At 61.1% G+C, this 14674-nt stretch carries 12 protein-coding genes and 1 pseudogene; 7 read left to right on the forward strand and 6 right to left on the reverse strand.

The window, feature by feature from the left end; translation table 11 throughout:
• Positions 1–72: 72 nt before the first annotated feature.
• From LRS56_01220 to gap, 4 genes are all read right to left on the reverse strand, one after another.
• Positions 73–2637 (reverse strand): TonB-dependent receptor, encoded by a 2565-nt coding sequence (locus tag LRS56_01220; GenBank protein WDU63234.1) that lies wholly within the window; start codon positions 2635–2637, stop codon positions 73–75.
• 117 nt (positions 2638–2754) lie between these two features.
• A complete protein-coding gene (locus tag LRS56_01225) occupies positions 2755–3723 on the reverse strand; it encodes a FecR domain-containing protein (protein WDU63235.1) in 969 nt (322 codons plus the stop codon).
• 74 nt (positions 3724–3797) lie between these two features.
• Positions 3798–4316 carry a sigma-70 family RNA polymerase sigma factor gene (locus LRS56_01230; protein WDU63236.1) on the reverse strand — a complete coding sequence of 173 codons (519 nt, stop codon included), beginning with the start codon at positions 4314–4316 and terminating at the stop codon, positions 3798–3800.
• A gap of 196 nt (positions 4317–4512) precedes the next feature.
• On the reverse strand, positions 4513–5514 hold the full coding sequence (gene gap / locus LRS56_01235) for a type I glyceraldehyde-3-phosphate dehydrogenase (protein WDU63237.1): 1002 nt from the start codon (positions 5512–5514) through the stop codon (positions 4513–4515).
• A 221-nt stretch (positions 5515–5735) separates the two neighbouring features.
• Here gap and edd point away from each other — a divergent pair, with 221 nt between their 5' ends.
• The 4 genes from edd (at position 5736) to LRS56_01255 (ending at position 10828) form a co-directional block, all read left to right on the forward strand.
• Positions 5736–7562, forward strand: coding sequence for a phosphogluconate dehydratase (gene edd, locus LRS56_01240; protein WDU63238.1), 1827 nt, complete (start codon positions 5736–5738; stop codon positions 7560–7562).
• Complete coding sequence (locus LRS56_01245) at positions 7559–8515, forward strand: glucokinase (protein WDU63239.1); 957 nt, start codon at positions 7559–7561, stop codon at positions 8513–8515. Before edd ends, LRS56_01245 begins: the two co-directional genes overlap by 4 nt.
• A 119-nt stretch (positions 8516–8634) precedes the next feature.
• Positions 8635–9369, forward strand: coding sequence for a response regulator transcription factor (locus tag LRS56_01250; GenBank protein ID WDU63240.1), 735 nt, complete (start codon positions 8635–8637; stop codon positions 9367–9369).
• 31 nt (positions 9370–9400) lie between these two features.
• Positions 9401–10828, forward strand: a complete 1428-nt coding sequence (locus tag LRS56_01255) for an ATP-binding protein (protein ID WDU65672.1) — start codon at positions 9401–9403, stop codon at positions 10826–10828.
• Between the two features lie 124 nt (positions 10829–10952).
• Here the strand turns inward: LRS56_01255 and LRS56_01260 are convergent, their stop codons facing one another.
• Positions 10953–11882, reverse strand: coding sequence for an AraC family transcriptional regulator (locus LRS56_01260; protein WDU63241.1), 930 nt, complete (start codon positions 11880–11882; stop codon positions 10953–10955).
• A 328-nt stretch (positions 11883–12210) separates the two neighbouring features.
• On the opposite strand from LRS56_01260, the gene LRS56_01265 reads away from it, so the two are divergent.
• Positions 12211–12552 (forward strand): antibiotic biosynthesis monooxygenase, encoded by a 342-nt coding sequence (locus tag LRS56_01265; GenBank protein WDU63242.1) that lies wholly within the window; start codon positions 12211–12213, stop codon positions 12550–12552.
• An 8-nt stretch (positions 12553–12560) separates the two neighbouring features.
• Positions 12561–12839 carry a hypothetical protein gene (locus LRS56_01270; protein WDU63243.1) on the forward strand — a complete coding sequence of 93 codons (279 nt, stop codon included), beginning with the start codon at positions 12561–12563 and terminating at the stop codon, positions 12837–12839.
• A 125-nt stretch (positions 12840–12964) separates the two neighbouring features.
• Here the strand turns inward: LRS56_01270 and LRS56_01275 are convergent, their stop codons facing one another.
• On the reverse strand, positions 12965–13597 hold the full coding sequence (locus LRS56_01275) for a flavin reductase family protein (protein WDU63244.1): 633 nt from the start codon (positions 13595–13597) through the stop codon (positions 12965–12967).
• Positions 13598–13792: 195 nt separating this feature from the next.
• Between LRS56_01275 and LRS56_01280 the strand changes: the two are divergent.
• Positions 13793–14549: pseudogene (locus tag LRS56_01280) on the forward strand (hypothetical protein).
• Positions 14550–14674 lie beyond the last annotated feature (125 nt).

The following is a 14674-nucleotide window of genomic DNA, read 5'->3' on the forward strand; positions in this document are numbered from 1 at the left end:
AACAAGAAGACGCGGCACAGTAAAAAAACCTCACCTCGTCGCTGAATTTCCGACGAGGTGAGTCAGGCGCTATCAGATGTCCCAGATGACGTTGATCGCAAAGTTGCGACCGGGCTGGGTCAGGCGGTCGAGGTTGGCAGGTGCGGTCACAGCAGCTTCGCCGACGCTGTCGTAACTGCGCACGTCATCCCAGTTCCAGTACTTCTTGTCGGTGAGGTTGTAGAGGCCACCGTTGATGGTCACGTCCTGGGTGACTTTGTAGAAGGCCGTCAGGTCGAGAATGCCGAAGCCTGGGGTCTTGAACGGGGCGCCGGTGCTGCCGTCGGGGGCGTGGAACGTGTTGCTGTCGACACGATCCTGCTTTTTCACCAGGGTCCAGCTCAGCAGGCCGCCGTAGGTGTCCTGGTCGTAGCCCAGGCCGAATACGCCCTTGAGCGGGTTGACGCTGTTGAGCGGTTCGCCGGTGTCGTCGTTGCGGCCGTAGGCATAGGAGACCGAACCTTGGGTGTAGAGGCCCTGTGGGGCGCCGAATGCGTCCAGGTTCAGACGGCCCTTGGCTTCCGCGCCCTTGATGGTGGCGTGCTTGATGTTGACGGCCTGGAACTGTTCGACGGTGCCGCCGACGATGGCGTTGTCTTCGTCGATAAAGTCGCGGTACTTGTTATAGAACACCGCGATTTCGAAGGAGCCCTCGTCGAACTTGCCACGAATCCCGGTTTCGACGCCTTTGCTGGTTTCCGGCTTGAGGTCGGGGTTCGGCTCCACGGTGTAGCCCAGGTTCAGGTTTTCAAAGCGGCCGTACAGCGCCTTGGCGGAGGGCGTGCGGAAACCTTCGGCATATTGGCCGAACCAGGTGTATTGATCGGTCAGGGCGTAGGTCAGGCCAAATTTGGGCGTGACGCGGTGCCAGGTTTTTTCCTTGTCGCTCACGGGGACCGTGCCGGTCGGGTTTACCGTATTGAGGAACTCCTGGGTCAGCTTGGGTTTGAGCTGGGTGTAGTCGTAGCGCACGGCGGGCAGGAAGGTCCATTTGTCCCAGCTGATCTGGTCCTGCGCGAACAGCGAATAGGTGTTGATGGTCGGGTCGGGGAAGTCGCTGGACTTTTTCACACTGTCGCTGCTGACCGGGCTGGGCGCGCCGATGGCGGTGCAACCACTGCCGACGGCCACGCAGGTGGCGTTGCCTTCGCGCGAGCCGGTGACTTTCTGCTGTTTGAGGGTGGTGCCGTAAGTCACTTGGTGATCGGTGTCACCGAGGCTGAAGGCTTTGTCCAGTTGTGCGTCGAACACCCACTGTTTTTCTTCGTAAAGGGTGTCGCGGGTGCGCAACACGCGACGGCCGGACTGATAGATCTCGGCCGTGGTCTGGTCGGTCTTGGCGATCTGGTAATTGAGGCTGGTCTTGATGCGGTCGGCAATCGGCGATTCCAGCGCGAAGGCGTTTTCCAGGCCGAAACGTTCACGGGTGATGGTGTCGTTGCCACGGCGGTCACGGTAGAGGTTGAAGCCTCGGCCGCCAACAAACGGGCCGCCCACGGCGTTCTTCAGGTTGACGTCGCGATCATCCTTGTACTTCTCGTACGTCAGGCCCAAGCGATTGTCATCACCGTAATTCCAGCCCAACTTGGCCAGCACGTTGGTGGTGCGCGCTTCTTCCGGGTTGGCGCCCGTGCGGGCCAGGCCGGTGGCGTTGTTGCCATCGTAGGATTCGGTTTCATGGCCATTGCGCTGGCTCACGTGCAGCAAGCCGTCGAAGTCCTGCACGCGGCCGGCGACGGTGCCGGAGGTCAGCCAGCTCTCGTCGGCGGAGCTGTAGCCGGTCTTCAGGCGGGCGCCGACGTCCTGGCCGGGCTTGATGATGTCATCCGGGTCGAGGGTGAAATAGCTCACTGCGCCGCCGATGGCGCTGCTGCCGTAGAGCGCCGAGGCCGGGCCGCGCAGGATCTCCACGCGCTTGACGATTTCCGGGTCGACGTAGTTGCGACGGGTCTTGGCGTAGGGGCCGTTGAAGAAGTTGCCGGGCACTTCGACGCCGTCCACTTGGGTGAGGATGCGGTCGCCGTCGATGCCGCGAATGTTGTAGCCGGCGTTACCCGAACGGGTACCGGCGCCGCCCACCGAGACGCCGGGCTCGTAGCGCACCAGTTCGCGGATGTTGTTGACGTTCTGACGGTCCAGCTCCTCGCGCTCGTGCACGCTGACGGTGCTCGGTACGCTGTTCACGTCCTGCTCGTTACGCGTGGCGCTGATGGTCACCTGTTGCAGGTTGAGGGTGCTGCCGGCCACGCGCTTTTCCAGGACGATATTGTTGCTGCCCAATTTGCGATAGCTCAGGTTGGTCCCCACCAACAGCCGGTCCAGGGCTTTTTCCGGCGACAGTGCTCCGCGCACGCCAGGCGACGACACGCCCTGGCCGAGTTCCGCCGGCAGGCCGACTTGCCAGCCGGTCACGACGGTAAAGGCGTTGAGTGCCGAGACCAGCGGCTGTTGCTCGATGCTGAAGCTGTAGTTGCCGTGGCTGCGCGGGGCAGGTTCGGCGGCGGTGGCGGCCATGGTCGGCACGCCGGCCAGCAGGATGGCCGCAGTCAGCAAGGACAGGACGGGCGAAGAGGACCGGCGGTTGAAACGAGAGGACATCGAGAGCGCTCCGGAAGGTACGAATCTTATAGTTGCGAACTGAATCAAATAGGAATCAGTTGCATTGGCTAAGACGAGACGTACCGCCGAAGGCTATCGAGTAAAAATAATTCTCATTTAGTTCAAAATCACCAGTGCCGGGTATTCCGACAGCTTGGCCGAGGTGATGTGTGCCAGGGAACGCACCACGTCCAGCGGCTGGTCGAGGCGATAGTTGCCGGTGACGGCTGTGCTTGCGAGCTTGTCGTTGGTGTTGACGATCCAGCCGGGGTAATAGCGGCGCAGCTCGGCGAGCACTTCGCTCATCGGGCAGTTTTCGAACACCAGCCGGCCTTGCACCCAGGCCAGGTCTTTGTTGGCATCCAGCTTGGCCGGCGGGCCAAAGCCTTTGGGCCCGATGCGGATGCTTTCACCGGCCCGCAGGCGCACGCGGGCATCGTCGAAGGTGTTGCTCAGGTCTACGTCACCGCGCTGCACTTGCACCTGGGCTTCGCCATTGAGGTAGCGCACGGCGAAGGCGGTATCGCGCACGCTGGCGCGCACCGGGCCGGCGTCGATTTCCAGCGGCAGGCCATGGCTGGGGGCGATTTCGAAAAACGCCTCGCCCTGGTACAGGCGGGCCATGCGCTGGTGGTCCTTGATGCTGCTGGAAAACGCCGAGTTGGTGTTCAGCAACACTTTCGAGCCATCGTCCAGCTGCAGGCGCTGGCGTTCGCCCACCACCGTGAGGTGGTCGGCCTGCAGGCGCACCGGCAGGTTGCTGAAGCTGAACAGGCCGATCAACAGCACTGCGGCGGTGGCCAGCGGTTTCCAATGCGGGCGGATACGGCGCCAGGCGCTGGGTTTGCGCGGTGCCGCCAGGGCCACGGCGGCGCTGTGCACCGGCGCGCCACCCCAGGCGGCCTGGGCTTTGCCGAAGGCGTGAACGTGGGCCGGGTCGCTGGCCAGCCAGGCTTCGAATTCGGCCTGTTGCCCGGGCTGCGGGCACTGTAAGACGATCAGCCAGTCGAGGGCTTGGTCCATAGCCAGGTCTTGCAACACCTCATGAGCCAGCTCATGGGGGCGCAGTTTATTCGGGTCCGTCACGGTGTGCCTCGGGTCTTCGCCACGTTCTATTCATCTTTCCTACGGCCTTGGTCGACATTACTGTCGGAGGAAGCTTAAGGCCGATCCAGCCGTTCGGCCACACCTACACAGATGGCCATGATCAATTTCAGTTCCTTTTGCACGGTGCTCAAGGACACTTCCAACTGGTCGGCGATCTCCTGGTAGCTGCAGCCGTGCAGGCGGCTGAGGATGAAAATCTTCTGCTGACGGGCACTCAACTGGCCCAGGCTGACACTCAGGTGCTCCAGCAATTGCTCGGCCTGGGTTGCGTCTTCGGGCGTGCTGATGGGGGCGGCGACGCTTTGCAAGATGTCCAGCGGGACATCCTCCTGCAGCGTGCGAGACTGAATCCTGCGCGAACGCAGGTGATCCAGCGCGAGGTTGCGTGCGGTCTGGTAAACGAAGGGTTCGAGATGATCGATCGGCCGCTCGCTGAGGGCCCGGGTGACGCGCAGGTAGGTTTCCTGCAACAGGTCCTCGGCGGTGCTGTGGTTATTCACCATCCGCTGCAAGGTGCGTAGCAGAATCACCCGTTGGGTGAGAAAGACTTGGTTGAAGCGAGATTGGCTCACAGTGATACCAGACCGATTTGCAGTTAATGATAATGCTTATCATCAACTCAAATGGCAAGCAGCACTTTCTACGGATTAGCGCAGGCCAAATGTGGGAGCGGGCTTGCTCGCGAAGGCTGTTACCTCAGTTCTTCTGAATACCGAGGTGATGCATTCGCGAGCAAGCCCGCTCCCACACAAGCCCACTCTTGCCGGACTATTCGGCGTTGCACAGCGCCAGGCAGTTATCCAGCATACGGTTGGAGAAGCCCCACTCGTTGTCATACCAGGCCAGCACTTTCAGCAGCTTGCCGCTGACCTTGGTGTGGTTGGCATCGAAAATCGACGACAGTGGGTTATGGTTGAAGTCACTGGAAACCAGCGGCAGGGTGTTGTAGCCGAGGATTTTCGAGTGCTGGCTTGCTTCTTTGAGCAGCGCGTTGACTTGCTCGGCCGTGGCGTCTTTTTTCAGCTGCACGGTGAGGTCCACCAGCGACACGTTGATCACCGGTACACGCACCGCCATGCCGGTCAGCTTGCCCGCCAGTTCCGGCAGCACCAGGCCGACTGCTTCGGCGGCCCCGGTTTTGCTCGGGATCATGTTCTGGGTGGCCGAGCGCGCGCGGTACGGGTCGGTGTGGTAGACGTCAGTCAGGTTCTGGTCGTTGGTGTAGGCGTGGATGGTGGTCATCAGGCCGCTTTCGATGCCCAGTTCGCGGTGCAGCACTTGGGCGACCGGCGCCAGGCAGTTGGTGGTGCAGGAAGCGTTGGAGATGATCTGGTGGGATTGACGCAAAATGTCATGATTCACCCCGTAAACCACGGTGGCGTCCGCGCCTTTGGCCGGGGCGGAGATGATTACCTTGCGGGCACCGGCGGTAATATGCGCGGCAGCCTTGTCACGGTCGGTGAACAGGCCGGTGCACTCGAACACCACGTCGATCTTGTGCGCAGCCCACGGCAGGTCGGCGGGGTTGCGAATGGCACTGACGGCAATCCGGTCACCATTGACGGTCAGGCTTTCCTGATCGTGGGCGACCTCTGCGTCGAAAGTGCCATGCACGGTGTCGTATTTCAGCAGGTGGGCATTGATCGAACTGTCGCCCAAATCGTTGATGGCGACGATCTGCAAATCCTGGCGATAGCCTTGGGTATACAGTGCGCGCAGGACATTACGGCCGATACGGCCAAAACCATTGATTGCGATACGAAGAGTCATTGGAAAGTGCCTGTCGTCGATTTGTTGTAAGAATTACAAGATTATTCGCATAAAAATAGAAAACAAGCCTTTTTAGTGGCAATATTTTGTTCAATCTACAACGAGTGACCTGAATCAACTGGTCCGATGATTCAAACGACACCCTGCCATCCCATGCGCTGCGGGCGTTTGATCAACCCAGGAACGAGGGTCGCCACATCCGTTAGCCTGGAGTTCTACACATGCATCCCCGCGTTATTGAGGTCACCGAACGGCTTATCGCCCGCAGTCGTGCAACCCGCGAGGCTTACCTTGCGCTCATTCGCGGCGCCGCCAGCGACGGTCCGATGCGCGGTAAGCTGCAATGCGCCAACTTTGCCCACGGCGTGGCCGGGTGTGGCACTGAAGATAAAAATAGTCTGCGAATGATGAATGCCGCCAACGTGGCAATTGTTTCGTCATATAACGACATGCTTTCGGCGCACCAGCCGTACGAACATTTCCCTGAACAAATCAAGAAAGCCCTGCGCGAAGTCGGCTCGGTCGGCCAGTTCGCCGGCGGCACGCCCGCCATGTGCGACGGCGTAACCCAGGGCGAGCCCGGCATGGAGTTGAGCCTGCTCAGCCGTGAAGTCATCGCGATGTCCACGGCGGTAGCGCTGTCCCACAACATGTTCGACGCCGCGCTGATGTTGGGTATCTGCGACAAGATCGTCCCCGGCCTGATGATGGGCGCGCTGCGCTACGGCCACCTGCCGATGATCTTTGTCCCGGGCGGCCCGATGCCGTCGGGTATTTCCAACAAGCAGAAAGCCGATGTGCGCCAGCGCTACGCCGAAGGCAAGGCCACCCGCGAAGAGCTGTTGGAATCGGAGATGAAGTCCTACCACAGCCCCGGCACCTGCACGTTCTACGGCACCGCGAACACCAACCAGTTGCTGATGGAAGTGATGGGCCTGCACTTGCCGGGAGCGTCGTTCGTCAACCCGTACACGCCGCTGCGTGATGCGCTGACCCGTGAAGCCGCGCACCAGGTCACGCGACTGACCAAGGCCAGCGGCAACTTCACGCCGATCGGCGAGATCGTCGACGAAAAATCCATCGTCAACTCCATCGTCGCGCTCAACGCCACCGGCGGTTCCACCAACCACACCCTGCACATGCCTGCCATCGCCATGTCGGCGGGCATCATCCTCACCTGGCAGGACATGGCCGACCTCTCCGAGGTGGTGCCGACCCTGTCCCACGTGTACCCGAACGGCAAGGCCGACATCAACCACTTCCAGGCAGCGGGCGGCATGTCGTTCCTGATCCGCGAGCTGCTCGAAGCCGGCCTGCTCCACGAAGACGTCAACACCGTGGCCGGCAAGGGCCTGAGCCGTTACACCCAGGAGCCGTTCCTGGTCGACGGCGAACTGATCTGGCGCGATGGTCCGATCGAAAGCCTCGATGAAGCCATTCTGCGCCCCGTGGCCCGTGCGTTCTCACCCGAAGGCGGCTTGCGGGTGATGGAAGGCAACCTCGGCCGTGGCGTGATGAAAGTCTCCGCCGTGGCCCTTGAGCACCAGATCGTCGAAGCCCCGGCGGTGGTGTTCCAGGACCAACAAGACCTGGCCGATGCGTTCAAGGCCGGCCAGTTGGAAAAAGACTTTGTCGCGGTGATGCGCTTCCAGGGCCCGCGCTCGAATGGCATGCCGGAACTGCACAAAATGACGCCGTTCCTCGGCGTGCTGCAGGACCGAGGCTTCAAAGTTGCCTTGGTGACAGACGGGCGTATGTCCGGCGCGTCGGGTAAGATCCCCGCCGCGATCCACGTGAACCCCGAAGCCCAGAGCGGCGGGCCGCTGGCACGGGTTAAAGATGGCGATATCATTCGCGTGGATGGCGTGAAGGGCACCTTGGAGCTTAAGGTGGACGCCGAAGAATTTGCAGCGCGCACGCCTGCCACGGGCCTGTTGGGCAATAACGTGGGGGCCGGTCGCGAGCTGTTTGCATTTATGCGCTTGGCCGCAAGCTCCGCAGAGCAGGGCGCCAGCGCCTTTACCTGTGCCTTGGAGACGCTTAAGTGAAGTTAGCGCTGGTCGGTGATATCGGGGGTACCAACGCCCGTTTTGCGTTGTGGCGTGATCAGGCACTGCATTCGATCCGCGTGCATGCCACTGCGGATCACAAAAGCCCTGAGGACGCGATCAAGCTCTATCTCAAGGAAGAGGGCCTGGAAATCGGCGACATCGGCGCGGTGTGCCTGTCGGTGGCCGGGCCGGTGAGCGGTGATGAATTTAAATTCACCAACAATCACTGGCGGCTGAGCAAGACGGCGTTTTGCCAGACCTTGCAGGTGGATGAGTTGTTGCTGGTCAATGACTTTACGGCCATGGCCCTGGGCATGACCCGCCTTCAACCCGACGAATTCCGGGTGGTCTGCGAAGGCACGCCGGAACCGTTGCGCCCGGCGGTAGTAATCGGCCCGGGTACGGGCCTGGGCGTCGGTACGTTGCTGGACCTCGGCGCCGGTCGTTACGCGGCATTGCCGGGGGAGGGCGGCCATGTCGACCTGCCCCTGAGCAGCCCGCGTGAAACCCAGCTGTGGCAGCACATCTACACTGAGATCGGCCACGTCAGCGCCGAGACCGCGTTGAGCGGTGGCGGTTTGCCGCGTGTGTACCGCGCCATTTGTGCGGTCGACGGGCACACCCCGGTGCTGGACACGCCCGAAGCCATTACGGCGGCAGGCCTGGCCGGCGACCCGGTGGCCATGGAGGTGTTGAATCAGTTCAGCATCTGGCTGGGCCGTGTGGCCGGTAACAACGTGCTGACCACCGGTGGGCGCGGCGGTGTGTATATCGTGGGCGGGGTGATTCCCAGGTTTGCCGATTTCTTTATCAACAGCGGCTTTGCCAAAAGCTTCAGTGACAAAGGTTGCATGAGCGACTACTTCAAGGGTATTCCGGTGTGGTTGGTGACCGCACCGTATTCCGGATTGACCGGGGCTGGGGTCGCGCTGGAGCAGGCTTTTGCGTAGGCAGTGATGGTGCCATCGCAGGCAAGCCAGCTCCCACATTGTGAATGCAGTCCAAATGTGGGAGCCGGGCTTGCCCGCGATGAGGCACTCGAACACCCCATAACAACAAGGAGGACCCCGTGAGCGTAATCAGTAAATCGATTCTCTTGGTCGATGACGACCAGGAAATCCGCGAATTGCTGCAAACCTACCTCAGTCGTGCCGGTTTCCAGGTGCGTGGCGTGCCGGATGGCGCGGGGTTCCGCCAGGCGATGAACGAGGCGCCGTGCGACCTGGTCATCCTCGATGTGATGTTGCCGGACGAAGACGGTTTCAGCCTCTGCCGCTGGATTCGCCAGCACCCGCGCCAGGCGCAGGTACCGATCATCATGCTCACCGCCAGTTCCGACGAAGCCGACCGCGTGATCGGCCTGGAGCTGGGGGCCGACGACTACATTGGCAAACCGTTCAGCCCGCGTGAGCTGCAGGCGCGGATCAAGGCCCTGTTGCGCCGCTGCCAGTTCGGCCAGGAGCGCAGCGGCAATGGCGACGTGCTGGTGTTCGACGAATGGCGGCTGGACATGATCAGCCATCGGCTGTTCCACGTTGACGGTGAAGAGGTGATCCTGTCCGGGGCCGACTTTGCCCTGCTGAAATTGTTTCTCGACCACCCGCAACAAATTCTCGACCGCGACACCATCGGCAATGCCACCCGGGGGCGTGATCTGATGCCGCTGGATCGTATCGTCGACATGGCCGTCAGCCGCCTGCGCCAACGCCTGCGCGACACCGAAAAACCCCCGAGGCTGATCCGCACCGTGCGCGGCAGCGGTTATCAACTGGCAGCCAGCGTGGTTGCCGGCAATGCCCACTGAACACCTGATCGAGCGCCGCCGGCGTTTCCCGGTGCCGCGTTCGCTGCTGGGGCGCATGCTCCTGCTGACCTTGCTCGCGGTGCTGTTCGCCCAGGCGCTGTCCAGCGTGATCTGGGTCTCGCAACTGCGCGCCACCCAGCTCGAAGGCCTGGTTACCAGCGCCCGCAGCCTGGCGCATTCGATGACGGCCAGCGTGAGTTATTTCCGTTCGTTGCCGGTGGCTTACCGCCCGTTGGTGCTTGATCAGTTGCGCAGCATGGGCGGCACGCGTTTTGTGGTGACCCTCAATGACCGCCCGCTGGACATGGCGATTCTGCCGCAGACTCCGCGCAAACAGGCGGTGCTCGAAGCGGTGGATGAGGTGTTGCGCCAGACCCTGGGTGCCGACGTGCATATCTCGGTCGAGTTTGTCAGCGCCGAAGACCTGCGCATCTTCAATGCCGGCTTGAAGCTCGATGAGTTGCCGCGCTCGTGGGCGCATTACGCGCTGACCCTGGAGCCGGTGAACCCGCCGGTGCTGGTCACCCAGATCCAGCTCGCGCCCGGCGAATGGCTGTACATCGCCTCGCTGCTGCCCGAGCCCTACACCAGCCTGGAAGAACAGGGCCTGCCATCCCAGCAGGTGTGGTTTATCGTGCTGACCAGCGGCTTCCTGCTGCTGTTTATCGGCCTGCTGGTGCACTGGCAGAGCCGGCCGCTCAAGCGCCTGGCGCGGGCGGCGCGGGATATGTCCCTGGGCGCCGATGTAGAACCGGTGGCCGAAGGCGGCGGCAGTGAAGTGGTGGAAGTGGGCCGCGCATTCAACGCGATGCGCGAGCGCATAAGCCGCTACCTGACCGAGCGCAGCCAGTTATTCAGCGCCATTTCCCACGATTTGCGTACACCGATTACCCGCCTGCGCCTGCGCGTGGAATTGCTCGAAGACGAGAACCTGCAAACCAAATTCGGCCGTGATCTGGATGAGCTGGAGCTGCTGGTAAAGGGCGCGCTGCAATGCGTGAAAGATACGGATATCCATGAAAACATTGAGCCTGTGGACCTGAACCACGTACTTGACTGCCTGGTTGAGCCCTACCTGGCGCCCAATGGCAACGGCCGCGTGACCCAGCATGGCCGCGCCTTGACCACCTATCCGGGCAAGCCGCTGGCGCTCAAGCGCTGCATTGGCAACCTGATCGATAACGCCTTGAAGTATGGGCAGAACGCGCATTTGCACATTGAGGATGACGGCGCGGAATTTGTCCTGCATGTGGATGACGAAGGGCCTGGCGTGCCGGAGCAACGGTTGGAGCAAGTCTTCGAGCCGCACTTTCGCCTGGCCGGCCAGCAGCAGGGTTATGGTTTGGGTTTGGGGATTGCACGCAACATCGCCCACAGCCATGGCGGTGAAGTGAGTTTGCAGAATTTGCGCGAGGGTGGCTTGCGCGTGACCTTGCAGCTGCCACGCGGATTAGACTGAATGCATGCGGGCCCAATGTGGGAGCGGGCTTGCTCGCGAATGCAGAGTGTCAGTCACCAAATTCGGTAGCTGAAATACCGCATTCGCGAGCAAGCCCGCTCCCACATTTTTTATCTGCGCGGGGTCAGACGCTCTGGCGCAGTCTTGCCAAATCCCTCAACGGCGGCGCCCCGAACAACCGGCTGTACTCCCGGCTGAACTGCGACGGGCTTTCATACCCCACCCGATACCCCGCCGCCGAGGCTTCCAGCCCTTCGGCAATCATCAGCCGCCGAGCTTCCTGCAGGCGCAGTTGCTTCTGGTACTGCAGCGGGCTCATGGCGGTGATCGCCTTGAAGCGGTGATGCAAGGTCGAGACGCTGAGGTTCACTTCCTTGGCGAGGTCATCGATACGCAGCGGTTGTTCGTAGTTGCCGTTCAACCACTTGATCGCCTGGCTCACCCGATGGCTCTGGCTGTTGGCCACGGCAATTTCATACAGGCGATAGCCCTGCGGGCCGCGCAACAAGCGGTAAAGAATTTCCCGGTTGATCAGCGGCGCGAGCATGGCGATGTCTTTTGGCGAATCCAGCAAGCGCGCCAGGCGCAGTACGGCGTCGAGCAACTGGGTGTCGATACGGTCGACATACATCCCACGGGAGGTCGGCCGTGACGGCACGCCCATCGGGCCAGCTTCTGCGATCAACGCCGTCAGCTGCGCCGGGTCGATATTGATCCGTATCGACAGGTTGGGGTCATCCGGGGTGGCTTCGATGATCCGCCCAGCCACCGGCATCGCCACCGAAAACACCAGGTAGTTGAGCGGGTCGTAGGCGAAGACTTCGTCCGCCAGGCGCACCTCCTTGCGGCCATGGGCCAGGATGCACAGCGCAGGCTCCACCAGCACCGGCATGAAATCGCGGGGCGTGTTGTGGCGATTCAGGAACAGTGAGGTGATCGCTGTGCCGTAGGAACCGTCCTCCCAGGTATGCCGGCAGACAATGCAGGCCAGCTCTTCGCGCTGTCTTTCCATATCGGCATCAAGGGGCATGGCGTGATATTCGGGCGACGACATGGGGCGTCCTCTGAGTGCTTTTACGATGGGCTCAGCTTAGCGGCGGGTTTTCAAAAAGTGTTACGTCGATTCTGCACAATCCTTGCCTGATCCTGCGACTCATCGTGAATCAGGCAAGCAGCGGGCCTGTCATCCCACTGAAACAAGGCGTTTGCCCGTGGCATAAAACCGGGGTGCCAGACGTCCTGTCTACGCTTCTCGCAGGATTGTGCAATAAGCCTGCAGGAATTGACTAACCGCGCCTGCCCCCGCGCCGTTATCTTTGATCCTGTGGCAACACACCCTCACAGTGCTTGCCGAGCATCACTTCTCAACGGGAGAGTCGAACATGTCCACCCCCATTCCCGCGAGCCATATGGCCTTTATCCGTGCCCGTACCGGGTGCAGCACCGAACTCGGTGCACGCTTGAGCAGTTTGATCGAACCGGGCCGTCAGGCTCAGGGCTGCCTGCAATTCTCGTTGCAGCATTCCCAGGTCGACCCCGATGTATGGCTGGTCTCGGGCTTCTGGAGCAGCGAGCAGGCGATGGGTGCCTACTTCAACTCCCCGGCCCTGATGATCTTTACCGAGCTGTTGAACGACATGGTGGTGCGCAGCATGGACTTCCAGACCTTCACCGATGCATCCGCCGCCAATGCCTACGGCGAGTACCTGCAACTGGCCGGTTGAGGGTTAGAATGGCCGACTTTCCATTGGCCAGGACCTGCAACATGGCACGTAAACAATTTGCCCACCACGAAGCCGTTTCCGCCGTAGTACCCGGTGAAGGGGGCTACAGCGCCGCCGTTGCCGTCAAGGCACTGGATGGCATGGGCGCCCCGCAGTTTCACAAGATCCTTGATGCACAGAAGTTCAAGACCGCCTCCGACGCTGACGAAGCAGCGACTGTGCAATTGGAGCGATTGGTGGATGTGGACGAAGACGGTCAGCTTTCTTGGGCTACTCCCGCAAACTAAGCAACACCGCTGATCCAAATGTGGGAGCGGGCTTGCTCGCGAATACGCAGTGTCAGTCGATATCGCTGTGACTGATTCACCGCTTTCGCGAGCAAGCCCGCTCCCACATGTTTAATGCATTCCAATCAGGCTTTGGTGGCGCCTGGGCGATGCATCTTGAACAGTGCCTCCGGCCCCAGCTGGAAGTAATCCGCCGGGCCGCCACCGCGCAAAATCGGCTCGGCGGCGGCGGTGTCGTAGATGCCATCCTTGAGCAGCCACTTGGCAATATGCACCGCGACCACTTCGCCCAGCACCAGCCAGCTTGGCACCAAGTGCTGGTCGGCTCGCTGCAGTTGAATGATCTGCGTGACCTTGCATTCAAACGACACCGGGCTCTCGCCCACCCGCGGCACGCCGACGATTTTCGACGCTACCGGCGTCAGGCCGGACAGCTCGAATTCATTCACCTCTGGCGATACGGCGGCACAACTCTGGTTCATCTGTTCGGCCAGCGGTCGGGTGGCCAGGTTCCACACAAACTCGCCGGTCTGTTCGATATTGTTCAGGCTGTCTTTGCGCCCGACACTGGAAAACCCGATGATCGGCGGAATGTAGTTGAACGCATTGAAAAAACTGTAGGGCGCCAGGTTCAGGCGACCTTCGCTGTCGTGCGATGAAATCCAGCCGATCGGCCGTGGCCCGACTATGGCATTGAACGGATCATGGGGCAGGCCGTGGCCGTTGGCGGGTTCGTAGAAATGGATATCGTCAGACATGGCCGGGGTTCCTGCTGCGGGGTTCGGGAAGGCAGTCATAGTGCAATCCATAGCGGCGAATTTCCATCAGCCCTATGGAATTTTCATTCAACGCCCACCTATTTTTCACAGCTTTGCGTTCACTCTGCGCGCACGGTCGACACCCCCTCTGCGCGTCGGCCCGTAGACAGAATGAGCTTCGGAGCCTTCCATCCCATGAACAAACTTCCTCAGATCACCCTGGCGTTCTGGGTCATGAAAATTTGCGCAACCACCCTGGGCGAAACCGCCGGGGACTTGCTCTCGATGACCCTGAATGTTGGTTACGCCATCAGCTCGATGATCCTGATCAGCGTGTTCCTAGTCACGCTGGTGACGCAACTCTGGTCGAAAACCTACAACCCGCTGCTGTACTGGGTCGTGATCCTGTCCACCAGCACCGCCGGCACCACGCTGTCGGACTTTATGGACCGTACGTTGGGCCTGGGTTACGCCGCAGGGTCGATGATCCTGATTGTGATCCTGATGATCACCTTTGCACTGTGGTACCTCAGCGGCGACTCGCTGAACGTGAACAAGGTGCAGAGCCCACGAGGCGAGCTGTTTTACTGGGTGGCCATCCTGTTCTCAAACACCTTGGGCACGGCATTGGGGGATTTTCTGGCGGATGATTCGGGGGTTGGGTTTTGCCGGCGGGGCCTTGCTGATCGGTTCCACCCTTGCGCTGGTGGTTGCGCTCAAGTACTTCACGCAGATCTCGTCGGTGCTGTTGTTCTGGCTGGCGTTTGTACTGACGCGCCCGTTCGGCGCGACCTTGGGTGACTTCCTGACCAAGCCCCCTGAAAAGGGCGGGCTGGATTTTGGCACCATCGGTTCATCGGCGGTGTTGGCGGCGGTGCTGGTGGTGATGATTGCCGGCGCGACGTATGCGCAGCGGCGGTATGGCTCTATAAAGCCGGCGATACAAAACTGAATGTGGGAGGGGATTTGTGTGAGTGCCGGCTTGTGTGGGAGCCGGGCTTGCCCGCGATGCAGGCACCTCGGTCTTTCAGTTGCACCGAGGTGATGCTATCGCAGGCAAGCCAGCTCCCACACAAG

Source organism: Pseudomonas poae (genome assembly GCA_028869255.1).
Taxonomy (GTDB): Bacteria; Pseudomonadota; Gammaproteobacteria; order Pseudomonadales; family Pseudomonadaceae; genus Aquipseudomonas; species Aquipseudomonas poae_C.